The following is a 23,812-nucleotide window of genomic DNA, read 5'->3' on the forward strand; positions in this document are numbered from 1 at the left end:
TCGGCGGGCTTAGCGGCGTTTGGCCATCTCATTGATGAAACGGTCGAACAGCGGCGCAACGTCGTGCGGGCCTGGGCTGGCTTCCGGGTGCCCCTGGAAGCTGAAGGCGGCCTTGTCGGTACGTTCGATGCCCTGCAGGGTGCCATCGAACAGCGACTTGTGGATCGGCCGCACATTGCTCGGCAGGCTGCTCTCATCCACGGCGAAACCGTGGTTCTGGCTGGTGATCATCACCACGCCGGAATCCAGATCCTGTACCGGGTGGTTGGCACCGTGGTGGCCGTGGCCCATCTTGACGGTCTTGGCACCGGAGGCCAGCGCCAACAACTGGTGGCCGAGGCAGATGCCGAAGACCGGCAGATCGGTTTCCAGGATGTCCTTGATCGCCTTGATCGCGTAGTCGCACGGCTCGGGATCGCCAGGGCCGTTGGACAGGAACACGCCATCGGGATTGAGCGCCAGCACTTCGCTGGCAGGGGTCTGCGCTGGCACCACGGTCAGGCGGCAGCCACGAGCGACCAGCATGCGCAGGATATTCAGCTTCACGCCGTAATCGTAAGCCACCACGTGATAGGGCAGTTGCTCGGCGGGGATCAGCGGATGGCTGTCGTTTTCCAGGTTCCACACGCTGGAACGCCATTCGTAGGCGGTGGCGCAAGTGACTTCCTTGGCCAGATCCATGCCCTTGAGGCCCGGGAAGCTGCGCGCCAACTCCAGCGCTTTTTCTTCGGTGGCATCGTCACCGACCAGAATGCAGCCGTTCTGCGAGCCCTTTTCGCGCAGGATGCGCGTCAGGCGGCGAGTATCGATACCGGCGATGGCAACGGTGCCATTGGCTTTCAGGTACTCGTCGAGCGGCTGCTTGTCGCGCCAGTTGCTGGAGATCAGCGGCAGGTCGCGAATGATCAGACCCGCAGCCCAGACGCTGCAAGACTCGCCGTCTTCCGGAGTGGTACCGGTGTTACCGATGTGCGGGTAAGTCAGGGTGACGATCTGCTGGGCATAGGATGGATCGGTAAGGATTTCCTGATAGCCGGTCATGGCGGTGTTGAACACCACCTCTCCGATCGTCTGGCCATCGGCCCCGATGGAATCGCCGCGAAAAATGCTGCCGTCAGCAAGGGCCAAAATGGCAGGTTTGGGGGCTGGCTTAGTCAAGAAGACCTCCGTCTCGATCAAGGCTTGAAGCAAACGCAGGTTGTAAAAAAGCGGGATGACGTGTGAAGGTCATCCCGCTTTTTTATTTGAGCCATTCTGCGTAACTTTTAGTGGACACACTAAAACAGGAAGCTTACAGGAAAAGCCTCGAAATCGAAAGGCGAAAAGACCAAAAAGGCTTTCGCCTTCGCCATGCCGTTCCCCGCTCTGGGTTGACAGCTACAAGATGCCGGGAAACCATTGGTACCTCCTGCAGGTTTCGCATGAGAAACCCCACATGAGTACCAAGCTCAGCATCGAAGAAGCGGCGCGCCAGCTTCAGATAAGCCCGCAGCGCACCCGAACGCTCTGCAGAACCCAACTGCTCGACGCAGAGCGAGTCGGCAAGACCTGGATAATCGACCCGCAAAGCGTGACCCAATACGGATTGAAAACAGCACACATGATTGCAGAGGATCATCCTGCCTATCACGCGCCCAAGCGCGACAAGAACGCCCCCATCGCCCTGAGCTTCTTTTCCGGCGCCATGGGGCTTGATCTGGGTATGGAAAAGGCCGGTTTCGATATCCGCCTGGCCTGCGAGATCGACAAATACTGCCGCCAGACCATCGCCCTGAATCGCCCCAATACGGCGCTGTTAGGCGACATCAATGCCTGCACGGCCGAGCAGGTGATCGAGGCTGCCGGCGTAGCTCGTGAAGAAATCGACGTCATCATCGGTGGCCCGCCCTGCCAGGCGTTCAGCACGGCAGGCAAGCGCAAGGCGTTCAATGACGAGCGCGGTAATGCCTTCCTGAAGTTCATCGACCTGGCCCTGGAAATCAGGCCGCCCTACATCGTGATCGAGAACGTGCGCGGCCTGCTGTCCTGCCCGATGGATCACCGCCCACATGATCAGCGAGGCCCGGACTTCCCGGATCTCTCACTGGACGAGATGAAAGGTGGCGCGCTCAACTTCGTGCTGAGCAAACTGAGCAACGCCGGTTACGCCAGCTCGTTCAACCTCTACAACTCGGCCAACTTCGGCACTCCGCAAATTCGTGAGCGCGTCATCATCGTCTGCTCACTGGACGGGAAAACCGCGCCGTTCCTTACACCAACGCACAGCGAAGACGGCGCCCTGGGACTACCGACCTGGCGCACCGTGCGCCAGGCACTGGAAGGGCTCAATAGCCACCATCACCTCAACTTCCCGGAAAAGCGCCTGCGTTTCTACCGCTTGCTCAAGGCCGGACAGAACTGGCGTGATCTTGCCCCGGACCTGCAACGCGAAGCACTGGGCAAGTCCTACTTCTCAGGAGGTGGCAAGACCGGTTTCTTGCGCCGCCTTGCCTGGGACAAGCCGTCACCGACACTGGTGACGCACCCCGCCATGCCGGCAACGGATCTGGCACATCCGGAAGCTGATCGCCCCCTTTCAATCGAGGAATACAAACGCATCCAGGAGTTTCCGGATCACTGGCAACTGGCTGGCCCATTGATCCAGCAATACAAGCAGGTTGGCAACGCTGTCCCCGTCAGCCTGGGCCATGCCGTTGGCAAACTGCTACGTGATCTGCTTGCCGACAAGGCACAGGAGGCGCCACGCAGCTTCCGCTTCTCGCGCTACCAGGCCACCTGCCATAAGGAATGGCGCAAGGCCTTCGAACAGCAACGCCGTAAGGCGCAACTGGAGCTGGCGATTGGCGCCATATAGGCTTCCTGCGCTTGAGCACATCTTTGAGCCTCAGGCGCGCCAGATAGGCGATACGCTTCTCGTGGATAGCGCCGATATTCAGCTAGATGTAGCGAGCCACGTTCCCTGTACGCGCGGGAGGTGACCTCCCGCGACCTTTGGCCTTAATTCAGCCCCAGCACGTCCTGCATGTCGTACAGCGCAGCACTTCGTCCTTGCAGCCACAGCGCGGAACGCACCGCGCCCTTGGCGAAGGTCATACGGCTGGAGGCTTTGTGGGTGATTTCCACCCGCTCGCCGTCAGCGGCGAACAGTACGGTGTGATCGCCCACCACGTCGCCGGCACGCACGGTGGCGAAGCCGATGGTTTCACGCTCACGCGCGCCGGTCTGGCCTTCGCGGCCGTAAACGGCGACCTTCTGCAGATCACGCCCCAGCGCGTTGGCGACAACCTCACCCATACGCAGGGCGGTGCCGGACGGCGCGTCGACCTTGTGGCGATGGTGAGCCTCGATGATCTCGATATCCACATCATCGCCCAGCACGCGAGCGGCAGTATCCAGCAGCTTCAGACAGAGGTTGACGCCAACGCTGAAGTTGGCCGCGAAGACGATCGGAATCTGCTTGGCCGCTTCGCTGAGCTGCTGCTTTTCCTCAGGCGTGAAGCCAGTGGTACCGATGACCATGGCCTTACCCGCCTGACGGCAGACTTCCAGGTTCTTCAGCGTCACCGACGGATGGGTGAAGTCGATCAGTACGTCGAAATCATCGATCACGGCGCTCAGGTCGCCCGCCAGGGTCACACCGACCTTGCCCAACCCGACCAGCTCACCGGCATCGGCACCGATCAGGCTGCTGTCGGCACGGTCGATGGCGGCGCTGAGCTGCGCACCCTCTGCCTGGCTCACGGCCTCGATCAGGGTCTTGCCCATGCGCCCGGCGGCGCCCATTACAGCGATACGTTGCATAAAATCAGCTCCAGGCTGCAGGCCTCAGGCCGCAGGGGAAAGGCTCGAAGCCCGCCGCCTGCCGCCTGCCGCCGTGGTTATACGTCACCAAAGAAGCGCTTCACGCCCTCGAACCAGCCGCTGGCCTTGGGCGAATGGGAGTCATCGCCCTGCAGCGACTTGCGGAACTCATCGAGCAGTTCGCGCTGGCGCTTGTTCAGGTTGACCGGTGTTTCCACCACCACTCGGCACATCAGGTCGCCAGCCGCGCCACCGCGTACCGGTGCCACGCCCTTGCCACGCAGGCGGAACAGTTTGCCGGTCTGGGTGCCCTCGGGGATCTTCAGCTTGACCCGACCATCGAGGGTCGGCACTTCCAGTTCACCGCCCAGCGCCGCATCGGCGAAGCTGATCGGCACTTCGCAGTACAGATGCTTGCCGTCACGCTGGAAGATCGCGTGCTCGCGCACGTTGACCACCACATAGAGGTCACCGGCCGGGCCACCGTGTGCGCCGGCCTCGCCTTCGCCGGACAGGCGAATGCGGTCACCGGTATCCACGCCTGGCGGCACCTTGACCGACAGCGTCTTGCTCTCTTCAACACGACCCTGACCGTGGCAGCTGCCACAGGGGTCGGTGATCATCTTGCCGCTGCCATGGCAACGCGGGCAGGTCTGCTGCACGGAGAAGAAGCCCTGCTGCATGCGCACCTGACCAATACCGCCACAGGTGGTACAGGTGACCGGGCTGGTGCCCTTCTTGGCACCCGTGCCATCGCAGGTCTTGCAACCGACCAGAGTCGGCACGCGAATGGTCACGGTGGTACCGCGCACCGCTTCTTCCAGATCCAGCTCCAGGGTGTAGCGCAGGTCACTGCCGCGCTGAGCGCCACCACGGGAGCCACCACGGCTGCCACCGAAGAAGTCGCTGAATACGTCGCCGAAGATGTCGGAGAAGTTGGCGCCGCCAAAGCCGGCACCGCCGCCGCCGCCCATCTGCGGATCGACACCGGCGTGACCGTACTGATCGTAGGCCGAACGCTTGGCCGCGTCGGAGAGCACTTCGTAGGCCTCGTTGGCCTCCTTGAATTTCTCTTCGGCGTCCTTGTCATCCGGGTTGCGATCCGGGTGGTATTTCATCGCCAGACGACGGTAAGCCTTCTTCAGCTCCGCCTCGCCGGCCCCGCGCTCGACACCGAGCACTTCGTAATAGTCACGTTTAGCCATTGCTTTTCTGCACCCTCAAAATTCGCGCCCTCCAGACACGCCGACGCGGGAGCAAGCCCCCGCGCGGCGGATCAGGCATGCACCGCGGTGCATGCCGGAGCGCAAGCAAGCCTCGGCTTACTTGTTGTCCTTGACCTCTTCGAACTCCGCATCGACCACATCGTCGGCGGCGTCCTTGGCGTCGTTGGCTTCCGGCTGGGCCGCGCCACCTTGCGGTTGCTCGGCGTACATCTTCTGCGCCAGCGGCGTGGTGGCTTCGGACAGCGCGTTCATCTTGGCTTCGATGGCTTCCCTGTCGTCGCCCTTGATGGCCACTTCCAGCTCGCCGATGGCTTTTTCGATGGCCGCCTTCTCGTCGGCAGTGGCCTTGTCACCCGCCTCGGTGATCATCTTGCGGGTGGCATGCACCAGCTGATCACCCTGGTTACGCGCGGTAGCCAGCTCCTCGAACTTGCGGTCTTCCTCGGCATTGGCCTCGGCGTCACGCACCATACGCTCGATTTCCTCGTCGGACAGGCCCGAGTTGGCCTTGATGACGATGGACTGCTGCTTGCCGGTGGCCTTGTCCTTGGCGGACACGTGCAGGATACCGTTGGCATCGATGTCGAAGGTCACTTCGATCTGCGGCACGCCACGCGGAGCCGGCGGAATCTCGGCCAGGTCGAACTTGCCCAGCGACTTGTTCTGCACGGCCTGCTTGCGTTCGCCCTGCAGCACGTGAATGGTCACGGCGCTCTGGTTGTCGTCGGCCGTGGAGAACACCTGCGACTTCTTGGTCGGGATGGTGGTGTTCTTCTCGATCAGCGGCGTCATCACGCCACCCATGGTTTCGATACCCAGGGTCAGCGGGGAAACGTCCAGCAGCAGCACGTCCTTGACGTCACCGGCCAGTACCGCGCCCTGAATGGCAGCGCCCATGGCCACGGCTTCGTCCGGGTTGACGTCCTTGCGCGGCTCCTTGCCGAAGAACTCGGCAACGGTCTTCTGTACCAGCGGCATACGGGTCTGACCGCCGACCAGGATCACGTCGTCGATCTTGCCGACGTCGATGCCAGCGTCCTTCAGCGCAGTGCGGCACGGCTCGATGGTGCGCTGTACCAGGTCTTCGACCAGTGACTCCAGCTTGGAACGGGAGATCTTCACGTTCAGGTGCTTCGGACCGGTGGCATCGGCCGTGATGTACGGCAGGTTGACGTCGGTCTGCTGGCTCGAAGACAGCTCGATCTTGGCCTTCTCGGCGGCTTCCTTCAGGCGCTGCATGGCCAGCGGGTCGCCCTTGAGGTTCATGCCGGTTTCTTTCTTGAACTCGTCGACGAGGTAGTCGATCAGGCGAATGTCGAAGTCCTCACCACCGAGGAAGGTGTCACCGTTGGTGGCCAGCACTTCGAACTGGTGCTCGCCGTCGACTTCGGCGATCTCGATCACCGACACGTCGAAGGTACCGCCGCCCAGGTCATAGACGATCACGGTGTGGTCGCCCTTGGCCTTGTCCATGCCATAGGCCAGCGCAGCCGCAGTCGGCTCGTTGATGATGCGCTTGACGTCGAGACCGGCGATGCGACCGGCGTCCTTGGTGGCCTGACGCTGGCTGTCGTTGAAGTAGGCCGGAACGGTGATCACCGCTTCGGTCACTGGCTCGCCCAGGTAGTCCTCGGCGGTCTTCTTCATCTTCTTCAGCACTTCGGCGCTGATCTGCGGCGGAGCCATCTTCTGGCCGTTCACTTCGACCCAGGCGTCACCGTTGTCCGCCTTGGCGATCTTGTACGGCACCATCTGGATGTCTTTCTGCACGACGTCTTCTTCGAAGCGACGACCGATCAGACGCTTCACCGCGTACAGGGTGTTGTGCGGGTTGGTCACTGCCTGGCGCTTGGCCGACTGGCCAACCAGGATTTCGCCATCGTTGGCGTAGGCGATGATGGACGGCGTGGTGCGAGCGCCTTCGGCGTTCTCGAGCACCTTGACGTTGCCGTTTTCCAGAATGGAGACGCAGGAGTTGGTAGTCCCCAGGTCGATACCGATGATTTTACCCATGAAAATTCTCCCGAAACTTTGATTATTCCGTCGCCTCGTTTCGCAGGCGCCGGCAGCACTAAAACGCTTGACTTAGAAATGGGGTCGCTGCGACGAATTTCAAGCCTGCTCGTCGATCGAGGGCGGCGGCGTGATAGGCGCCTTACTGACCACGACCATGGCCGGGCGCAGCAGACGACCATTGAGCAGGTAGCCCTTCTGGAACACCTTGAGCACGGAGTTCGGCTCGACCTTGGTGCTCTCCTCCATCGCCATGGCCTGGTGATGCTCCGGATTGAACGGGACACCATGCGGATCGATCGCTTCGAGCTGATGGCGCGCCAGGGTATCGATGAACAGCTTGAGGGTCAGTTGCATGCCCTCGCGCACGCCCTTGATGGCCTCGTCGTCCGGGTTGGACAGCTCCAGGCCACGCTCCAGGCTGTCGACCACCGGCAGCAGGTCGTTGGCGAATTTTTCCAAGGCGAACTTGTGCGCCTTTTCCACATCCTGCTCGGCGCGACGGCGCACGTTCTGCAACTCAGCCGCCACACGCAACGATTGATCCTGCGCTGCAGCCAGCTGCTCTTCCAGGGCCTGCACGCGAGCCGCCAGGTCGTCGCTCGGCGCGGCGCCCTCAGCCGCTTGAGCCTCGGGGTTCTGCGTATCCAGGTTCTGTTCGTCAGCCATGCCTTTCTCCTCTCGAATGAATCGACGCGAGTCCGACTCGCGCACCTGCCGCCTATATGGAGCCAAATCCACAGCTTTCAAGGGGCGATAAGGAGGATTGTCAGCCACAGAAAAAACACTGTATAAATAACCAGACATCAATTCGGGAGCGTTCGCCATGCTGGTGCACCTGTCCATTCACAACTACGCCATCGTCGATCACCTGGATCTCGAACTCAGCGCCGGCATGAGCGCGATCAGTGGCGAAACCGGTGCCGGCAAATCGATCATGCTCGACGCCCTCGGCCTGTGCCTGGGTGATCGTGCCGACAGCGGCGTGGTACGACCGGGAAGCGACAAGGCAGACATTCTCGCCAGCTTCGACCTGGCGGACATTCCCGAAGCGCGCGCCTGGCTCGCCGAACGCGATCTGGACAGCGACGGCCCGTGCATCCTGCGCCGAGTGATCACCGCCGAAGGTCGTTCGCGCGGCTATATAAACGGCAGCCCCTGCCCGCAAGGCGATCTCAAGGCGCTCGGTGAGCTGCTGATCGATATCCACAGCCAGCATGAGCATCAGTCGCTGCTCAAGACCGACACTCATCGGCGCCTGCTCGATGAATACGCCGGCAGCCAGGAACTGGCGCGCCAGGTTCAGCTCGCCGCGCAACGCTGGAAGCAGACACGCAACGAGCTGGAGCGCATCTCCAGCCAGGGCGACGAACAGCGCGCCCGCCACCAGTTGCTCAGCTATCAGCTCGAAGAGCTGGAGAATCTCGCCCTCGGCGACAACGAACTGGAGCAACTGGAACAGGAGCACAAGGCCCTGAGCAACGCCGAGTCGCTGCTTGGCGCCTGCCGTCAGGTACTCGATCTGTGCAGCGAAAGCGATGCCGGTAACGTGCTGTCAGCACTGACCGCCAGCCTCAATCGTCTGGGCGCCTTCAGCGACCAGGGTGGCGCTCTCGGCGAAGCCAGCAACCTGCTGGCCAGCGCCCAGATTCAGATCGAGGAAGCCGTGGGCGAACTCAATCGCTTCATCGATCATTTCGATGCCGACCCGCAGCGCCAGCAGTTTCTCGAAGAACGCCTGGATACCATCTACACCCTGGCGCGCAAGCATCGCATCCAGCCCACCGAACTCGCCGCATTACAGCAACAACTGTTTGAAGAACTGGAAGGCCTGAATGCCGACGATGAGGCCGGCGAACGACTGGCCGAAGAGCTGACTGCCTATGAACGTCACTACCAGGAAAAGGCCGCCGAGCTCAGCGCCCTGCGTGGTAACGCCGCCGAATCTCTGTCTGCTGCCGTCCAGCAGGAAATGCAGGCGCTGGGCATGCCAGGCGGGCGCTTCAGCATCCAGCTGCAAGCCCTGGAAAGCACCGAGCCCAATGGCAACGGCCTGGAAGCCGTGGAGTTTCTGGTCAGCGCCAACCCGGGCCAACCCTTGCGCGGCCTGGCCAAGGTGGCTTCCGGTGGCGAGCTGTCGCGTATCAGCCTGGCCATTCAGGTGATCACCGCGCAGACCTCGCGCGTACCGACGCTGGTCTTCGACGAGGTGGACGTCGGCATCGGCGGCCCAACCGCGGAAGTGGTCGGCCAGTTGCTGCGCCGCCTCGGCGAACGCGGCCAGGTATTGTGCGTGACCCACCTGCCACAGGTGGCCGCCCAGGGGCATCAGCACCTGTTCGTGCACAAGCGCCGGGGTGAAGGTGCGACCTCCACGGCGGTCAGCCAACTGGACGAGAGCGGCCGCATCGAGGAGATCGCCCGCATGCTCGGCGGCGTTGACCTGACCGAAGAGTCCCTGGCTCATGCCCGCAAGATGGTCACCAGCGCCCAGGCGGCCTGAAGCCCAAACGGATGCGCTAGCAGGCCGTTGAAAAACGTAGGCGAGACAGGCAAGACAAGGCAAAAAAAGCCGAAAAAGCGCAGTTTACGTGCTGTAATGAGCATTTTAAGGCTGTTTTTAACGCAGTATTGCCAACGCAGGTAGTTTTTCAACAGCCTGCTAATGCAGATGCGAAAAAGCCGACCCTAGGGTCGCCTTTTCATTGCAGCCGGAGCCTCAGCTCTTCTTGCGGACGTACAACACCAGGTTGTGATCGACCAGCTCGAAGCCGTGCTCTCGGACGATTTCCTTCTGGCGCTTCTCGATCTCCGTGTCGAAGAACTCGATCACTTCACCGGTATCGACACAAACCATGTGGTCATGGTGGCCGCTGTCAGCCAGTTCGAAGACGGCGTGGCCACCATCGAAGTTGTGACGAACCACGAGGCCAGCGGCCTCGAACTGGGTAAGTACCCGGTAGACGGTCGCCAGACCGACATCTTCGCCCGCTTCCATCAGCGCCTTGTAAACATCTTCGGCGCTCATGTGGCGATGCTCGGCGTTATCAAGCATCTGCAGGATTTTGACCCGTGGCAGGGTCACCTTCAGTCCAGCTTTGCGCAGTTCGTTATTTTCAACCATGGTCTGCTTTCTCGTGGGGGCTGCTTCGCAGCTTCCCTTAATACGGGTATGATCCGGGGTTCAAGTTGCCCAAGATAGTGGAAGTCACCCTCCGATGCAAAAAACCAAGCTCTTGCTGACCAGCCTGTCTCTGACCGGGCTCTTCGCACTCGCCGGTTGTTCATTCCCCGGGGTTTACAAGATCGACATTCAACAGGGCAATGTCGTGACGCAGGACATGATAGACCAGCTGCGCCCCGGAATGACCCGGCGCCAAGTGCGGTTTATCATGGGTAACCCTCTGATTACCGATACCTTCCACGCCGATCGCTGGGATTATCTCTACAGCATCCAGCCGGGCGGCGGTCAGCGCCTGCAGGAGCGTGTGAGCCTGATGTTCGACGGCAACGATCAACTGATCGGCCTGGCCGGCGACTTCATGCCGGGCGTCAGCCGTGATCAGGCGATCATGGGCGAAGGCAGCGATACCACCAATGCCCAGCCTCAGGCCAAGCCCCAGGAAGACAAGCCTGCAGCGCCCGGCTCGTTGCTGGAGCAGATCCAGCGCGAGGTGGATCAGGTGGAAACCGTGCCGGTTCCGGTACCGGAACCGCTGGACACCGATCCGCAATAAAACCCGCTGCATGAAAAAAGCCCGGAAGCGATTCCGGGCTTTTTAGTCTCCAGCACGGCGCGATCAGCTCGGCTCGGCACCTTTTTCCCTGGCCTTGGCTTTCGCTGCGCGCTGTTTGCGCACTTCTTTGGGATCGGCGATCAGCGGTCGATAGATTTCCACTCGTTCGCCCTCTTCCAGCACGCGCTCTTCCGGCCTGGGCACCGCCTTGCCGAAGATGCCCAGCGGGGCCTGACTCAGATCGGCTGCGGGAAAATGCTGCTGCATGCCAGACAGACGCACCGCCTCACGCATCGTGGTGCCCTGAGGTACCGACAGGCGCAGCAAGCGCTGTTTATCGGCCAAGGCATAGACCACTTCGATGGCGATGCTGCGATTATCCATGGAGTTGCTTGGCTCGCTGACAGAAGGCATCCACCAGTGTGTTGGCTGCCTGGTTGAACAGAGGCCCCAGCGTAGCGCGCACCAGAGGCCCGGCATAGTCGAAGGTCAGGTCGAGGCTGATCTTGCACGCCTTGTCGCCCAACGCTTTGAACTCCCAGATACCGTTGAGGCTGGTGAAAGGCCCCTCTTCGAGGTTCATCTCGATCCGCTGGCCAGGCACCAGCTGGTTACGGGTGATGAAACGCTGGCTGATGCTGCCCTTGGCCACTTCCAGACTGGCACGCATGTGCGTTTCGCTGACCTCGAGCACCTGGCTACCAGAACACCAAGGTAGGAACTGCGGATAGCTGGCCACATCATTGACCAGGTCGAACAGCGCCTGCGCCGGGTACGGCAGCAGTGCCGAGCGTTGAATACGTGTCGTCATTTGCTCAGCTCCGCGATGAACACGATCAGCACACCCACCGGCGCCACCACTCGGATGAGCCACAGAGTCAGGGCGAAGAGGCGCGGGCTGCGAATCGCCAGTTCTTCGCGTACGGTCTCACGACTCAGCACCCAGCCGGCGAACATCGCGAACGCCAGACCACCGAGCGGCAAGAGGATACGGCTGGTCAGGTAGTCGATGCTGTCGAAGAAGGTCTTGCCACCCTCGGCGCCCCACTGCAACAGATGGAAACCGTCCTCGGCGAAGACGAAGAACTTGGCCTGCGCCCAAAGATTGAACGACAGCACCGTGCCCATCCCGATCAGCCAGCACAACAGCGCCAGCACGGCCGTGACCTTGGCACGGCTGCGGCCCGTTCTTTCGACGAAATAGGCCACGGCCGGTTCGAGCATGGAAATCGACGAGCTCCACGCCGCCACGGCGACCAGCACGAAGAAGATCAGCCCCATGACCTGACCGAAGGCCACATTGCCGAAAGCGATGGGCAGCGTGACGAACATCAGCCCCGGGCCGCCGCCTGGCTCCAGGCCGGCGGCGAACACGATCGGAAACAACGCCATGCCGGCGGTCAGCGCCACCAGCGTGTCGAGCAGGCCAACGGTCAGCACGGTAGCGCCAATCGAGGCCTGCTTCGGCATGTAGGCGCCGTAAACCATGATCGAGCCAACCCCGACGCTGAGGGTGAAGAAGGCATGCCCCATCGCTGCGAGAATGCCGTCCTGCACCTTGCTCGGATCGAAATGGAAGAGGAAATCGAAGCCTTCACGGAAGTGCCCGGTCGTGAAGCTGTAGCCCAGCAGTACCAGCAGCAGCACGAACAGCAGCGGCATCATGATTCGCAGGCTGCGCTCCAGCCCGGCCACTACGCCCTTGGCGATGACCACTGCGGTGATCAGCATGAACAGGCTATGCCACAGCGTCAGACGCCAGGGATTGTCGGTCAGACCGCCGAATGCGGCGCCGGCACCCGCCGCGTCGATGCCGCTGAAGTCGCCCCGTCCCATGCCCAGGATGTAATCCAGCGACCACCCTGCGACCACGCTGTAGAACGACAGAATCAGCAACGCAGCGACCATGCCCATCAACGCCGCGATGGACCAATGCTTGGAGGCGCCGGCCTCGATCGCCAGGTTGCGCATGGCATTGACCGGGCTCTGCCGGCCACGGCGACCGATCAGCGTCTCGGCCAGCATGATCGGCACACCCACCAGAGCGATGCAGAACAGGTACATCACCACGAATGCACCGCCGCCGTAGACCCCGGTCATGTAGGGAAACTTCCAGATGTTGCCGAGCCCCACCGCAGACCCGGTGGCCGCCAGAATGAACACCCAGCGACTGGCCCAGGCACCGTGGATCGAGACTTTGTCGTTCGCCATAGAGGCCACACCCATACTGCGGGAAAAAGATCGCGCATTGTCGAAGATTCATTCGAGCGGCTCAAGCGCAAGCCGGCAATCGGCTCAGCGCGCCCCATGGCGCAGGCGCGGGCGACTCCCTATAATGCGCGCCCTATGGCTAAACAAAAGAAACATCCTCAAGGCACCATCGCGCTGAACAAAAAGGCGCTGCACGATTACTTCGTCGAACAGAAGTTCGAGGCGGGCCTCGCCCTGGCCGGCTGGGAAGTCAAGAGTTTGCGCGCCGGCAAGGCGCAGCTGGTCGACAGCTACGTGCTGCTCAAGGACGACGAAGCCTGGCTGATGGGCGCGCATATCAGCCCGCTGAAAACCGCCAGCACCCACGTGATCGCCGACCCGACCCGTACCCGCAAGCTGCTGCTGAACCGGCGCGAGCTGGAGAAGCTGTTCGGCTCCGTGCAGCAGAAGGGCTACACCGCCGTCGCGCTGTCGCTGTACTGGAAGCAGCATCTGGTCAAGTGCGAGATCGCCCTGGCCAAGGGCAAGAAGGACTTCGACAAACGCCATGTCGAGAAAGAACGCGACGCCGACCGCGAGGTTCAGCGCGCCATGCGCAGCAAGGGCAAGGAAGACTAAAAGCGGCGGTATGCGGCATGCGGCATGCTTCAAGCTGCAGGCAAAGCCTTAGGCCCTGAGCGGAGCCGGGTGTAGGGCGGACTCAGGAGCCTAGGCGAACAGTCCGCCTGCCCATACCAAGCCTGGCGCCAGCACATTTTGTTGAGGCCAATGCCGAGTACGCGCGCTTTTAGCCCGCCACCTATATCCCCAAGCGCCTCTGCGCGCGCGCCACGCGCTGGGCTTCGAGCTGCACTTCCGAGAGCACTTCCTGCACGTAGTCGATATGTCGATTCGACAGTTCGCGCGCGTCTTCGCCACGGCCTTCGATGATCGCCTCGTAGAGGGCGCGGTGCTGGTCGATCAGCATGTCGCGGGTCTCTTCGCGCTGCGCATACATGCCACCGATGTTGGTCACCACGTTGCGCTTGAGTAGGTCGAACAGGCCACGGATGGTATGCAGCAGCACGGCATTGTGGCTGGCTTCGGCAATCGCCAGGTGGAAGCGGGCATCGGCGGCCCCCTCCTCCGCGCGCGTCACCTTGCCCTTGCGGTTATAGCAATCCTGCAGCGCCTCGAAAGCCTCGGTGAGGCGTTGTCGGTCGATGTCGGTGGCACGCCGAGCGGCGTAATAGGCGCATGAACCTTCCAGGGTATGACGGAACTCCAGCAGGTCACGCTGGGCGTCTTCCTTGCTTTCCAGCAATTGCAGCAAGGGGTCGCTGAAGGTCGCGCCGATGGTTTCGGCCACATAGTTGCCGCCCCCCTGGCGACTGACCAACAGCCCCTTGGCCACCAGTTTCTGGATCGCCTCACGCAGCGAAGGACGCGAAACCCCGAACTGCTCGGCCAGGACACGCTCGGCAGGCAGCCGCTCGCCGGCACGCAGGGTGCCTTCGAGAATCATGGTTTCCAGTTGCGCGACGATGTCATCCGATAGACGACGCTGCCGCACCTGCCCTACTTCCATCCCTCGCCTCTCCATTGGTTTGACCAGGCCTCAAGGCCTCGTCGCGCAAGCCTATAGCGCGACTCCCTGGCGAACAAGCCGGCGTCATACGACCAAAGTCTTAACGTCTCGATTTGACAGATATTTGGCCAACTTTTAACCTGATCCGGCTATTTTGTAAATTGGTCTTACCAATTTAGCCAACAAGAACAACAATCCATCGAGGTCACGCCATGACAGCCCATGTCGCTGCAAGCCTGTTCGATCACGCCTCATCCCTGCCGCGCCAACCGCGCGCTCGTGCGGAGTAACTCGCAATGTCCAACGGAATTCTCGCCCTGCTGGCGTTCTCGCCGATTCTGCTTGCCGCCGTTTTGCTGATCGGCCTGCGCTGGCCAGCCAAACACGCCATGCCGCTGGTCTACCTGGTCACCGCCGCCGTCGGTCTGTTCGCCTGGGACATGACCCTCAACCGCGTTCTGGCTTCCACCGTGCAAGGTTTGCTGATCACCCTCGGCCTGCTGTGGATCATCTTCGGCGCCATCCTGCTGCTGAACACCCTCAAGCATTCCGGCGGCATCACCGCGATTCGCGCCGGTTTCGCCACCATCACCCCGGATCGCCGCATCCAGGCGATCATCATCGCCTGGCTGTTCGGCTGTTTCATCGAGGGCGCCTCGGGCTTCGGTACGCCGGCGGCCATCGCCGCGCCGCTGCTGGTGGCCATCGGTTTCCCGGCCATGGCCGCGGTGCTGCTGGGCATGCTGGTACAGAGCACACCGGTGTCCTTCGGCGCCGTCGGCACGCCGATCATCGTGGGCGTCAATACCGGCCTGGATACCGCCACCATCGGCCAACATCTGGTCGAGCAGGGTTCGTCCTGGGCGCAGTTCCTGCAGCTGATCACCAGTGAAGTGGCGATCATCCACGCCACCGTCGGCGTGGTCATGCCGACCATCATGGCAATGATGCTGACCCGTTTCTTCGGTCAGGAGAAAAGCTGGAAAGCCGGCCTGGAAGTGCTGCCGTTCGCGATTTTCGCCGGCCTGGCCTTCGTCGTGCCGTACGTCTTCACCGGCGTGTTCCTCGGCCCGGAATTCCCCTCGCTGCTGGGCGGCCTGATCGGCCTGGCCATCGTTACCAGCGCCGCGCGCGTTGGCTTCCTGGTGCCGAAGAAGACCTGGGACTTCGCCCCCGCAGACAAATGGCCGAGCGAATGGCTGGGCACCGTCGAGATGAAGCTGGACGAGCTGACCGCCAAACCGATGAGCGCCCTGCGTGCCTGGCTGCCCTACGTGCTGGTCGGCGCCCTGCTGGTGATCAGCCGCGTATTCCCGGACGTGGGTAACGCGCTGAAGGCCGTGGTGGTGAACTTCCCTGACCTGCTGGGGGAAACCGGCGTCAGCGCCAACTTCCAGCCGCTGTACCTGCCCGGCGGTATCCTGGTTGCCGTGGTGCTGGCCACCTTCTTCCTGCACGGCATGAAGGCGCGTGACCTGGGCAAAGCAGTGAAAGAATCCTCCAGCGTGCTGCTCAGCGCCGGCTTCGTGCTGCTGTTCACCGTGCCGATGGTGCGCATCCTGATCAACTCCGGCGTCAACGGCGCCGAACTGGCCAGCATGCCGATCCTCATGGCGCGCTGGGTGGCCGATAGCGTCGGCGGCATCTACCCGCTGCTGGCGCCGAGCATCGGTGCGCTGGGCGCCTTCATCGCCGGTTCCAACACCGTCAGCAACATGATGTTCAGCCAGTTCCAGTTCGGCGTGGCCAGCAGCCTGGGTATTTCCAGCGCGCTGATCGTCGCCGTCCAGGCCGTGGGCGCTGCCGCCGGCAACATGGTCGCGATCCACAACGTGGTCGCCGCTTCGGCTACCGTCGGCCTGCTCGGCCGCGAAGGCAGCACGCTGCGCAAGACCATCTGGCCGACGCTGTACTACGTACTGTTCACCGGCATCATCGCGATGTTCGCGATCTATGTGCTGGGTGTCAGCGACCCGCTGCTGGCAAGCTGATCGACCGGTCACACCCGCCCCGACAATGTCGGGGCATTGGCCGTCAGGCTACGCTTTCTCTTTTCAGTAACAGGATGAGCCCATGATCATTTCTGCCTCTACCGACTACCGCGCCGCGGCCCAGCGCAAGCTGCCGCCCTTCCTGTTCCATTACGTCGACGGCGGCGCCTATGCCGAGCACACCCTGCGCCGCAACGTCGCCGACCTGTCGAACATCGAGCTGCGCCAGCGCGTGCTGAAGAACATGTCCGAGCTGGATCTGTCCACCGAGCTGTTCGGCGAGAAGATGTCGATGCCAGTAGGCTTGGCCCCCGTCGGCTTGACCGGTATGTATGCCCGCCGTGGTGAGGTGCAAGCAGCAAAAGCGGCAGCGGCCAAGGGCATCCCCTTCACCCTGTCCACCGTGTCGGTGTGCCCGATCGAGGAAGTGGCTCCGGCCATCGACCGGCCGATGTGGTTCCAGCTCTACGTGCTGAAAGATCGCGGTTTCATGAAGAATGCCCTGGAGCGCGCCAAGGCTGCTGGCTGCTCGACCCTGGTCTTCACCGTCGATATGCCCGTGCCCGGCGCGCGCTACCGCGACGCGCACTCCGGCATGAGCGGCCCGAATGCCGCCATGCGCCGTGTGCTGCAGGCCATGACCCATCCACAATGGGCCTGGGATGTCGGCCTGATGGGCAAGCCGCACGATCTGGGCAATATCTCCGCCTACCGGGGCAACCCCACTGGCCTCGCCGATTACATCGGCTGGCTGGGCGCCAACTTCGACCCCTCGATCTCCTGGAAGGATCTGGAATGGATTCGTGATTTCTGGGACGGCCCGATGGTGATCAAGGGCATCCTCGACCCGGAAGACGCCCGCGATGCGGTGACCTTCGGTGCCGACGGCATCATCGTGTCCAACCACGGCGGTCGCCAGCTCGATGGCGTGCTGTCCAGCGCCCGTGCTTTGCCGGCCATCGCCGATGCGGTCAAGGGCGAGCTAAAGATTCTCGCCGACTCCGGCATCCGCACCGGCCTGGACGTGGTGCGCATGCTCGCCCTGGGCGCCGATACCGTGCTGCTCGGTCGCGCCTTCATCTACGCCCTGGCCGCTGCCGGTGGCGCGGGCGTAAGCAACCTGCTGGATCTGATCGAGAAGGAAATGCGCGTGGCCATGGTGCTGACCGGCGCCAAGTCCATCGCCGAGATCACCCCGGATCTGCTGGTCAAGGAGCGTTGATGCCATGAATGCTGCAGTCGCCACGCCCGTAACCCGTGACGCCCTGCTGGCGCAGATGCGCCAGATCGTCGGCAGCAGCCACGTGCTCACCGACGAACAAGCCACGCGGCGCTTCCGCAAGGGGCACCGCACGGGTGAAGGCAATGTGCTAGCGGTAGTACGCCCCGGCTCGCTGCTGGAACAGTGGCGCATTCTGCAAGCAGCCGTGGCGGCCGACCGCATCGTCATCATGCAGGCGGCCAACACCGGCCTGACGGGTGGCTCAACGCCCGATGGCGCCGACTATGACCGCGAGATCGTGCTGATCAGCACCCTGCGTATCACCGGTGTGCAACTGATCAACGATGGCGAGCAAGTCGTCTGTCTGCCCGGCGCCACCCTCGACCGCCTGGAACAGGCGCTGGCACCACTGAATCGCGAACCGCATTCGGTGATCGGCTCGTCATGCATCGGCGCCTCGGTACTCGGCGGCATCTGCAACAATTCCGGCGGTGCTCTGGTGCGTCGCGGCCCGGCCTATACCGAACTGGCGCTGTATGCGCAGGTGAAGGATGACGGCACGCTGGCACTGGTCAACCATCTGGGGATCGAGCTGGGTGACACCCCAGAGGAGATTCTTACCCGCCTGCAGAACGGCGACTACACGCCGCAGCAGGTGCGCAATGAAGCAACTGCCAAGGCCTCCGATGCCCGCTACGGCGAGCACGTTCGCGACGTCGATGCCGACACCCCGGCGCGCTTCAACGCCGACCCGTCGCGTCTGTTCGAAGCCTCCGGTTCGGCCGGCAAGCTGTGCCTGTTCGCCGTGCGTCTGGACACCTTCCCGAAAGAGCCGAGCACGGTGTTCTACATCGGCAGCAACGATCCGCACGATCTCACTGAAGTGCGTCGCCACCTGCTGGCCAAGCTGCCGCGCCTGCCGATTGCCGGGGAGTACATCCACCGTACGGCCTTCGATATCGGCGAGAAATACGGCAAGGACACCTTCCTGGTGATCGACAAATTCGGCACCGCCAAGGTACCGGCCGCCTTCGCCATGAAGAGCCGGGTCGACGGATTCTTCGAGCGTTTCGGCCTGCGCGGGGTGACCGACAAGGTGATCCAGGCGCTGATGAACCTGCTGCCCAGCCACCTGCCAGCGCGCATGCGCGAGTACCGCGACCGCTACGAGCATCACCTGCTGGTGCGGGTATCCAACGACACCCTGCAGCAGACCCGCGCGTTCCTGAGCGATTACTTCGCCAGCAGCACCAGCGGCGCTTATTTCGAGTGCGACGCCGAAGAAGGTCGCAAGGCGTTCCTGCATCGCTTCGCCATCGCCGGCGCCGCCATTCGCTACCGCGAGGCGCACCGCAGCAGCGTCGAAGACATCCTCGCACTGGACATCGCCCTGCGCCGCAATGACCGCGACTGGGTCGAGACGCTGCCGCAGGAAATGGAAGAGCAGATCGTCCACAAGCTCTACTACGGGCACTTCTTCTGCCATGTGTTCCACCAGGACTACATCGTCAGGAAGGGTATCGACCCGATCGAGATGGAGCACCGCATGTGGAAGCTGCTGGACGCTCGCCAAGCCGAGTACCCGGCCGAGCACAATGTCGGCCATCTGTACGTGGCCAAACCGGCGCTGGCCGGTTTCTACCGCAAACTGGATCCGACCAATACCTTCAACCCCGGCATCGGCCATACCTCGAAGAAGAAGCATTGGGGTGGTTGCTGCTGAGACGTTGAAGCCGCTATTACGGATGTGGGAGGCGCTTCAGCGGCGACGGTCGCGGCTAAAGCCCCTCCCACAATGGCTCCGCTGCACCGTAGCCCGGATGCAATCCGGGGATACCTGACGCCTATTTCCCGGATTTCATCCGGGCTACAAAAGCAAAGGCCCGCCAAATTGGCGGGCCTTCGTGTTTACGCAGCAACCGATCAGGCGAAGACGATCTCCTCGCCCTCCACCTTGGCCTTGACCTGCGCCCCCGGTGCGAAGTCGCCAGCCAGGATGCGCTGCGCCAGCGGGTTCTCGATCCAGCGCTGGAACGCACGCTTGAGCGGCCGCGCGCCATACACCGGGTCGTAACCGACGGCGATCAGCTTGTCGAGCGCCTCCGGCGTCAGATCCAGGCTCAGCTCACGCTCGGCCAACCGACCGCGCAGGCGCTGCAGCTGAATCTCGGCGATACCGGCGATCTGCTCGCGGCCCAGCGGCTCGAATACCACCACCTCGTCGATGCGGTTGATGAACTCGGGGCGGAAGTGGCTGCTCACCGCATCCATCACCGCCGCGCGCTGCGCTTCCTTGTCGCCGATCAGCTCCTGAATCTGCGCCGAGCCGAGGTTGGAGGTCATCACGATCACGGTGTTCTTGAAGTCCACGGTGCGGCCATGGCTGTCGGTCAGACGGCCGTCTTCCAGCACCTGCAGCAAGACGTTGAACACGTCCGGATGGGCCTTTTCCACCTCGTCCATCAGCACCACCGAATACGGCTTGCGACGCACCGCCTCGGTCAGGTAACCGCCTTCTTCATAACCGACATAGCCGGGCGGCGCACCGATCAGGCGGGCAACGCTGTGCTTCTCCATGAACTCGGACATGTCGATGCGCACCAGCGCCTCTTCGGTGTCGAAGAGGAACTCGGCCAGCGCCTTGCACAGCTCGGTCTTGCCCACCCCGGTCGGGCCGAGGAAGAGGAACGAACCGCTCGGCCGGTTTGGGTCGGCCAATCCGGCACGCGAACGACGCACGGCATTGGCCACAGCCACCACCGCCTCATCCTGCCCAATCACGCGCTGGTGCAGCAGGCCTTCCATCTTCAACAGTTTCTCGCGCTCACCTTCGAGCATCTTGCTCACCGGGATGCCCGTCCACTTCGACACCACCTCGGCGATTTCCTCGTCGGTGACCTTGCTGCGCAGCAACTGGTTCTCGCTCTTGCCGTGCTGGTCGACCATCTGCAGGCTGCGCTCCAGATCAGGGATGATGCCGTACTGCAGCTCGGCCATACGTTGCAGGTCGGACTTGCGCCGCGCCGCCTCAAGATCGGCTTTGGCCTGCTCGATGCGTTGCTGGATCTGCGCCGAACCCTGTACCTCGGCCTTCTCCGACTTCCAGATTTCGTCGAGGTCGGCGTATTCCTTCTCCAGACGGGCGATGTCTTCCTTGAGCTTTTCCAGGCGCTTGAGGGCTGCGTCGTCGTCTTCCTTCTTCAGCGCCTCGCGCTCGATCTTCAGCTGAATCAGGCGACGATCCAGGCGATCCAGTTCCTCCGGCTTGGAGTCGATCTCCATACGGATGCGGCTGGCCGCTTCGTCGATCAGGTCGATGGCCTTGTCCGGCAACTGGCGGTCGGTGATGTAGCGGTGGCTGAGCTTGGCCGCCGCGATGATCGCGCCATCGGTGATGGTCACGCCATGGTGCACCTCGTAGCGCTCTTTCAGGCCACGCAGGATGGCGATGGTGTCCTCCTCACTCGGCTCGTCCACCAGCACCTTCTGGAAGCGGCGCTCCAGGGCAGCGTCCTTCTCGATGAACTGGCGGTACTCGTCCAGCGTGGTGGCACCGACGCAGTGCAGCTCACCACGGGCCAGGGCCGGCTTGAGCATGTTGCCGGCGTCCATGGCACCTTCGCCTTTGCCGGCGCCGACCATGGTGTGCAGCTCATCGATGAACAGGATGATGCGCCCTTCCTGCTTGGACAGCTCGTTGAGTACCGCCTTGAGGCGTTCCTCGAACTCGCCACGGAACTTGGCGCCGGCGATCAGCGAGCCCATGTCCAGCGACAGCAGACGCTTGTCTTTCAGACCATCGGGCACTTCGCCATTGACGATGCGCTGGGCCAGACCTTCGGCGATGGCAGTCTTGCCCACGCCGGGTTCGCCGATCAGCACCGGGTTGTTCTTGGTGCGGCGCTGCAGCACCTGGATGGTGCGGCGAATCTCGTCGTCGCGGCCGATCACCGGGTCGAGCTTGCCGTCCTCGGCACGCTTGGTCAGGTCGACGGTGTACTTGTCCAGCGCCTGACGCGACTCCTCGACGTTGGGATCATTCACCGCCTGGCCGCCACGCAGGTTGGCGATGGCGTTTTCCAGGGCCTTCTTCGATACGCCCTGGCCAAGCAGCAGCTTGCCCAGCTTGGTGTTCTCGTCCATGGCGGCGAGCAGCACCAGTTCGCTGGAAATGAACTGGTCGCCCTTCTGCTGCGCCAGGCGGTCGGCCTGGTTGAGCAGGCGCGCCAGATCCTGCGACAGGTTGATGTCGCCGGTGGGGTTCTGCAGTTTGCCGAGCTGATCCAGCTCGCGGGTCAGGCCCTGGCGCAGGCTGTTGATGTCGAAGCCCACCTGCATCAGCAGCGGCTTGATCGAGCCGCCCTGTTGCTCGAGCAGCGCCTGCAGCAGGTGCAGCGGCTCGATGGCGGCATGATCCATGCCCACCGCCAGGGATTGGGCGTCGGAGAGTGCAAGTTGCAGCTTGCTGGTCAAACGATCGATACGCATAAATGTCCTTCCTCCAGAGTGGCGGGCCGGGACAACTTCCCCGAAAAAAGAAACCCGCTGAGATGCAGACTAGATAAGGACGATTACGCCGTATTCAAGATAGGGCGACTTGATCCAGATCAGCGCCAGATCACCTGCTGTTCCAGCGGAAAGCGCAAACGCGGGTTGTACACGCCCTTCTCGCCCTGGCGCCCAACGGCCAGCAGCATGATGGGGATGGCCTGGCGCGGGATGTCCAGCACACGACGCAAGCGCGGTTCGTCGAAGCCCTCCATCGGACAGGTGGCATAGCCATGGCTCTGGAAGGCCAGCATCAGGTTCTCTGCCGCCAGCGCAGTGGACTTCACCGCCCACTGGCGCATATCGGCCTTGCTGTTGGGCCTGCGCATCAGGGGCTTGCGCAACCCCATCAGGCGCACCAGTTGGCGCTTGAACAGGCCGAGCAGCCCCAGCGGCCCCTGGTTGTACTGAAACGGCGCGGTTTTGCTGTAGAAGTGGCGGATGCGCGCCGGCACCTCGGCCTCGGGCCAATGATCGATGACGTTGCGACAGGCCTGGCGCCAGGTGTCCGGCCGCGCCAGCACGGCGATGATCAAAGGCGCACGCGCGGCATTCTGGCTCATGCACACCGGATGCAATTGCGCCAACAGGGCCGGGTCGCGAATCACCTGGAAGCTCCACGGCTGCAGGTTGCAGGAGTTCGGCGCCAGCACGGCCAATTCCAGGCAATCGCGAATCACCGCGTCCGCTACGGGCTCCTCGGTAAAACGTCGCACCGCGCGGCGGCTTTCGATCAAGGCGCGCAGTTCGGCCGGCGAAGCCATGGCGGGCGTTTGCTCGTTGGGAAAGGGGGTCATGGGCACACTCCTCGGCAGTCGCCCGATTAGGCAACCAGGCAACCCGGCGAACAAGCGTACGAGAGGAAATGGCCGTGGATTTGGCCGATTAGCCACGCCCGCTGCGTCGTTCGAGGCAGCAGGCGCCTTGCGCTTACAGACCGAGGGCTTTCTCGATGGCCTGGATCAGCGCCGGATCTTCCGGTGTGGTACGTGGCGAGAAGCGCGCCAGCACGCGGCCGTCCTGGCCGACCAGGAACTTCTCGAAATTCCAGGTGATATCGCCCGGAAATTCCGCGCCCTCGCCCGCCAGCAGGCGATACAGCGGATGGCGACCGGGGCCGTTGACTTCCAGCTTGCTGCCCAGAGGGAAACTCACGCCGTAGTTGAGGCTGCAGAACGAACGGATCTCGTCCTCGCTACCTGGCTCCTGGCCGGCGAACTGGTTGCACGGCACCCCCAGCACCGTGAAGCCGTTGCCCTTGTATTGCTGGTAGAGCTTTTCCAGCCCGGCGTACTGGGGCGTCAGGCCGCATTTTGAGGCGACGTTGACCACCAGCACCACCTGGCCCTTGTAAGGCGCCAACGGCAGTTCCTGGCCGTCCAGCGCGCGCAGATTGAGATCGTGAAAGGCACTCATGACGAACTTCCTCGGCGAATCCAGTGCAACAGGGCCAAGCCGCCCTGCCGGTTGCGACGCATGAAAAAGGCGCCCTGAGG

At 62.6% G+C, this 23,812-nt stretch carries 20 protein-coding genes; 7 read left to right on the top strand and 13 right to left on the bottom strand.

Annotated features, from left to right (window positions below; translation table 11 throughout):
- Positions 1-9: 9 nt before the first annotated feature.
- Entirely contained in the window at positions 10-1,158 is a 1,149-nt protein-coding gene (gene carA, locus VC352_RS18295) for a glutamine-hydrolyzing carbamoyl-phosphate synthase small subunit (RefSeq protein WP_322980944.1), read from the bottom strand.
- A gap of 277 nt (positions 1,159-1,435) precedes the next feature.
- Between carA and VC352_RS18300 the strand changes: the two genes are divergently transcribed.
- Complete coding sequence (locus VC352_RS18300; protein WP_322980945.1) at positions 1,436-2,854, top strand: DNA cytosine methyltransferase; 1,419 nt, start codon at positions 1,436-1,438, stop codon at positions 2,852-2,854.
- A 143-nt stretch (positions 2,855-2,997) separates the two neighbouring features.
- On the opposite strand, the gene dapB is transcribed toward VC352_RS18300, so the two are convergent.
- The 4 genes from dapB to grpE form a co-directional block, all read right to left on the bottom strand.
- Entirely contained in the window at positions 2,998-3,801 is an 804-nt protein-coding gene (dapB, locus tag VC352_RS18305) for a 4-hydroxy-tetrahydrodipicolinate reductase (RefSeq protein WP_322980946.1), read from the bottom strand.
- A 77-nt stretch (positions 3,802-3,878) separates the two neighbouring features.
- Positions 3,879-5,006 carry a molecular chaperone DnaJ gene (gene dnaJ, locus VC352_RS18310; protein ID WP_322980947.1) on the bottom strand — a complete coding sequence of 376 codons (1,128 nt, stop codon included), beginning with the start codon at positions 5,004-5,006 and terminating at the stop codon, positions 3,879-3,881.
- Positions 5,007-5,123: 117 nt separating this feature from the next.
- On the bottom strand, positions 5,124-7,040 hold the full coding sequence (dnaK, locus tag VC352_RS18315; protein WP_322980948.1) for a molecular chaperone DnaK: 1,917 nt from the start codon (positions 7,038-7,040) through the stop codon (positions 5,124-5,126).
- Between the two features lie 99 nt (positions 7,041-7,139).
- Positions 7,140-7,709 carry a nucleotide exchange factor GrpE gene (gene grpE, locus VC352_RS18320; RefSeq protein ID WP_322980949.1) on the bottom strand — a complete coding sequence of 190 codons (570 nt, stop codon included), beginning with the start codon at positions 7,707-7,709 and terminating at the stop codon, positions 7,140-7,142.
- 157 nt (positions 7,710-7,866) lie between these two features.
- Here grpE and recN point away from each other — a divergent pair, with 157 nt between their 5' ends.
- Complete coding sequence (gene recN / locus VC352_RS18325) at positions 7,867-9,543, top strand: DNA repair protein RecN (protein WP_322980950.1); 1,677 nt, start codon at positions 7,867-7,869, stop codon at positions 9,541-9,543.
- A 216-nt stretch (positions 9,544-9,759) separates the two neighbouring features.
- Here recN and fur read toward each other — a convergent pair whose 3' ends face one another.
- Positions 9,760-10,164, bottom strand: coding sequence for a ferric iron uptake transcriptional regulator (gene fur / locus VC352_RS18330; protein WP_159973498.1), 405 nt, complete (start codon positions 10,162-10,164; stop codon positions 9,760-9,762).
- 94 nt (positions 10,165-10,258) lie between these two features.
- Between fur and VC352_RS18335 the strand changes: the two genes are divergently transcribed.
- Complete coding sequence (locus VC352_RS18335; RefSeq protein ID WP_322980951.1) at positions 10,259-10,777, top strand: outer membrane protein assembly factor BamE; 519 nt, start codon at positions 10,259-10,261, stop codon at positions 10,775-10,777.
- Between the two features lie 63 nt (positions 10,778-10,840).
- Here VC352_RS18335 and VC352_RS18340 read toward each other — a convergent pair whose 3' ends face one another.
- From VC352_RS18340 to VC352_RS18350, 3 genes are read right to left on the bottom strand one after another with little or no spacing between them, the layout of a single operon-like run.
- Positions 10,841-11,161, bottom strand: a complete 321-nt coding sequence (locus VC352_RS18340) for an RnfH family protein (protein ID WP_322980952.1) — start codon at positions 11,159-11,161, stop codon at positions 10,841-10,843.
- Positions 11,154-11,588, bottom strand: a complete 435-nt coding sequence (locus VC352_RS18345; protein WP_322980953.1) for a type II toxin-antitoxin system RatA family toxin — start codon at positions 11,586-11,588, stop codon at positions 11,154-11,156. Before VC352_RS18345 ends, VC352_RS18340 begins: the two co-directional genes overlap by 8 nt.
- Positions 11,585-12,988: a sodium-dependent transporter gene (locus VC352_RS18350; RefSeq protein WP_322980954.1), complete on the bottom strand. Its 1,404-nt coding sequence runs from the start codon at positions 12,986-12,988 to the stop codon at positions 11,585-11,587. Before VC352_RS18350 ends, VC352_RS18345 begins: the two co-directional genes overlap by 4 nt.
- Positions 12,989-13,123: 135 nt before the next feature.
- On the opposite strand from VC352_RS18350, the gene smpB reads away from it, so the two are divergent.
- Positions 13,124-13,606: an SsrA-binding protein SmpB gene (smpB, locus tag VC352_RS18355; protein ID WP_322980955.1), complete on the top strand. Its 483-nt coding sequence runs from the start codon at positions 13,124-13,126 to the stop codon at positions 13,604-13,606.
- 181 nt (positions 13,607-13,787) lie between these two features.
- Here the strand turns inward: smpB and VC352_RS18360 are convergent, their stop codons facing one another.
- On the bottom strand, positions 13,788-14,555 hold the full coding sequence (locus tag VC352_RS18360; RefSeq protein ID WP_322980956.1) for an FCD domain-containing protein: 768 nt from the start codon (positions 14,553-14,555) through the stop codon (positions 13,788-13,790).
- 296 nt (positions 14,556-14,851) lie between these two features.
- Here VC352_RS18360 and VC352_RS18365 point away from each other — a divergent pair, with 296 nt between their 5' ends.
- From VC352_RS18365 to dld, 3 genes are all read left to right on the top strand, one after another.
- Positions 14,852-16,546 carry an L-lactate permease gene (locus VC352_RS18365; protein ID WP_322980957.1) on the top strand — a complete coding sequence of 565 codons (1,695 nt, stop codon included), beginning with the start codon at positions 14,852-14,854 and terminating at the stop codon, positions 16,544-16,546.
- Between the two features lie 82 nt (positions 16,547-16,628).
- The gene (lldD, locus tag VC352_RS18370; RefSeq protein ID WP_322980958.1) at positions 16,629-17,768 is read left to right on the top strand and encodes an FMN-dependent L-lactate dehydrogenase LldD; all 1,140 of its coding nucleotides are present in this window, start codon (positions 16,629-16,631) and stop codon (positions 17,766-17,768) included.
- 4 nt (positions 17,769-17,772) lie between these two features.
- Positions 17,773-19,491, top strand: coding sequence for a D-lactate dehydrogenase (gene dld / locus VC352_RS18375; protein ID WP_322980959.1), 1,719 nt, complete (start codon positions 17,773-17,775; stop codon positions 19,489-19,491).
- A gap of 200 nt (positions 19,492-19,691) precedes the next feature.
- Here the strand turns inward: dld and clpB are convergent, their stop codons facing one another.
- From clpB to VC352_RS18390, 3 genes are all read right to left on the bottom strand, one after another.
- Positions 19,692-22,256, bottom strand: coding sequence for an ATP-dependent chaperone ClpB (gene clpB, locus VC352_RS18380; protein ID WP_322980960.1), 2,565 nt, complete (start codon positions 22,254-22,256; stop codon positions 19,692-19,694).
- 119 nt (positions 22,257-22,375) lie between these two features.
- Positions 22,376-23,113, bottom strand: coding sequence for a nitroreductase family protein (locus VC352_RS18385; RefSeq protein ID WP_322980961.1), 738 nt, complete (start codon positions 23,111-23,113; stop codon positions 22,376-22,378).
- Between the two features lie 133 nt (positions 23,114-23,246).
- Positions 23,247-23,732, bottom strand: a complete 486-nt coding sequence (locus tag VC352_RS18390; RefSeq protein WP_322980962.1) for a glutathione peroxidase — start codon at positions 23,730-23,732, stop codon at positions 23,247-23,249.
- Positions 23,733-23,812: the final 80 nt, after the last annotated feature.

Origin of the sequence: Pseudomonas sp. C11, assembly GCF_034683865.1 — a bacterium.
Classification (GTDB): domain Bacteria; phylum Pseudomonadota; class Gammaproteobacteria; order Pseudomonadales; family Pseudomonadaceae; genus Aquipseudomonas.

Excerpts from the sequence above, each read along its gene's own strand:
- VC352_RS18300 (WP_322980945.1), top strand. The coding sequence starts at position 1,436 with ATGAGTACCAAGCTCAGCATCGAAGAAGCGGCGCGCCAGCTTCAGATA.
- dapB (WP_322980946.1), bottom strand. The coding sequence starts at position 3,801 with ATGCAACGTATCGCTGTAATGGGCGCCGCCGGGCGCATGGGCAAGACC.
- dnaJ (WP_322980947.1), bottom strand. The coding sequence starts at position 5,006 with ATGGCTAAACGTGACTATTACGAAGTGCTCGGTGTCGAGCGCGGGGCC.
- dnaK (WP_322980948.1), bottom strand. The coding sequence starts at position 7,040 with ATGGGTAAAATCATCGGTATCGACCTGGGGACTACCAACTCCTGCGTC.
- grpE (WP_322980949.1), bottom strand. The coding sequence starts at position 7,709 with ATGGCTGACGAACAGAACCTGGATACGCAGAACCCCGAGGCTCAAGCG.
- recN (WP_322980950.1), top strand. The coding sequence starts at position 7,867 with ATGCTGGTGCACCTGTCCATTCACAACTACGCCATCGTCGATCACCTG.
- fur (WP_159973498.1), bottom strand. The coding sequence starts at position 10,164 with ATGGTTGAAAATAACGAACTGCGCAAAGCTGGACTGAAGGTGACCCTG.
- VC352_RS18335 (WP_322980951.1), top strand. The coding sequence starts at position 10,259 with ATGCAAAAAACCAAGCTCTTGCTGACCAGCCTGTCTCTGACCGGGCTC.
- VC352_RS18340 (WP_322980952.1), bottom strand. The coding sequence starts at position 11,161 with ATGGATAATCGCAGCATCGCCATCGAAGTGGTCTATGCCTTGGCCGAT.
- VC352_RS18345 (WP_322980953.1), bottom strand. The coding sequence starts at position 11,588 with ATGACGACACGTATTCAACGCTCGGCACTGCTGCCGTACCCGGCGCAG.
- VC352_RS18350 (WP_322980954.1), bottom strand. The coding sequence starts at position 12,988 with ATGGCGAACGACAAAGTCTCGATCCACGGTGCCTGGGCCAGTCGCTGG.
- smpB (WP_322980955.1), top strand. The coding sequence starts at position 13,124 with ATGGCTAAACAAAAGAAACATCCTCAAGGCACCATCGCGCTGAACAAA.
- VC352_RS18360 (WP_322980956.1), bottom strand. The coding sequence starts at position 14,555 with ATGGAAGTAGGGCAGGTGCGGCAGCGTCGTCTATCGGATGACATCGTC.
- VC352_RS18365 (WP_322980957.1), top strand. The coding sequence starts at position 14,852 with ATGTCCAACGGAATTCTCGCCCTGCTGGCGTTCTCGCCGATTCTGCTT.
- lldD (WP_322980958.1), top strand. The coding sequence starts at position 16,629 with ATGATCATTTCTGCCTCTACCGACTACCGCGCCGCGGCCCAGCGCAAG.
- dld (WP_322980959.1), top strand. The coding sequence starts at position 17,773 with ATGAATGCTGCAGTCGCCACGCCCGTAACCCGTGACGCCCTGCTGGCG.
- clpB (WP_322980960.1), bottom strand. The coding sequence starts at position 22,256 with ATGCGTATCGATCGTTTGACCAGCAAGCTGCAACTTGCACTCTCCGAC.
- VC352_RS18385 (WP_322980961.1), bottom strand. The coding sequence starts at position 23,113 with ATGACCCCCTTTCCCAACGAGCAAACGCCCGCCATGGCTTCGCCGGCC.
- VC352_RS18390 (WP_322980962.1), bottom strand. The coding sequence starts at position 23,732 with ATGAGTGCCTTTCACGATCTCAATCTGCGCGCGCTGGACGGCCAGGAA.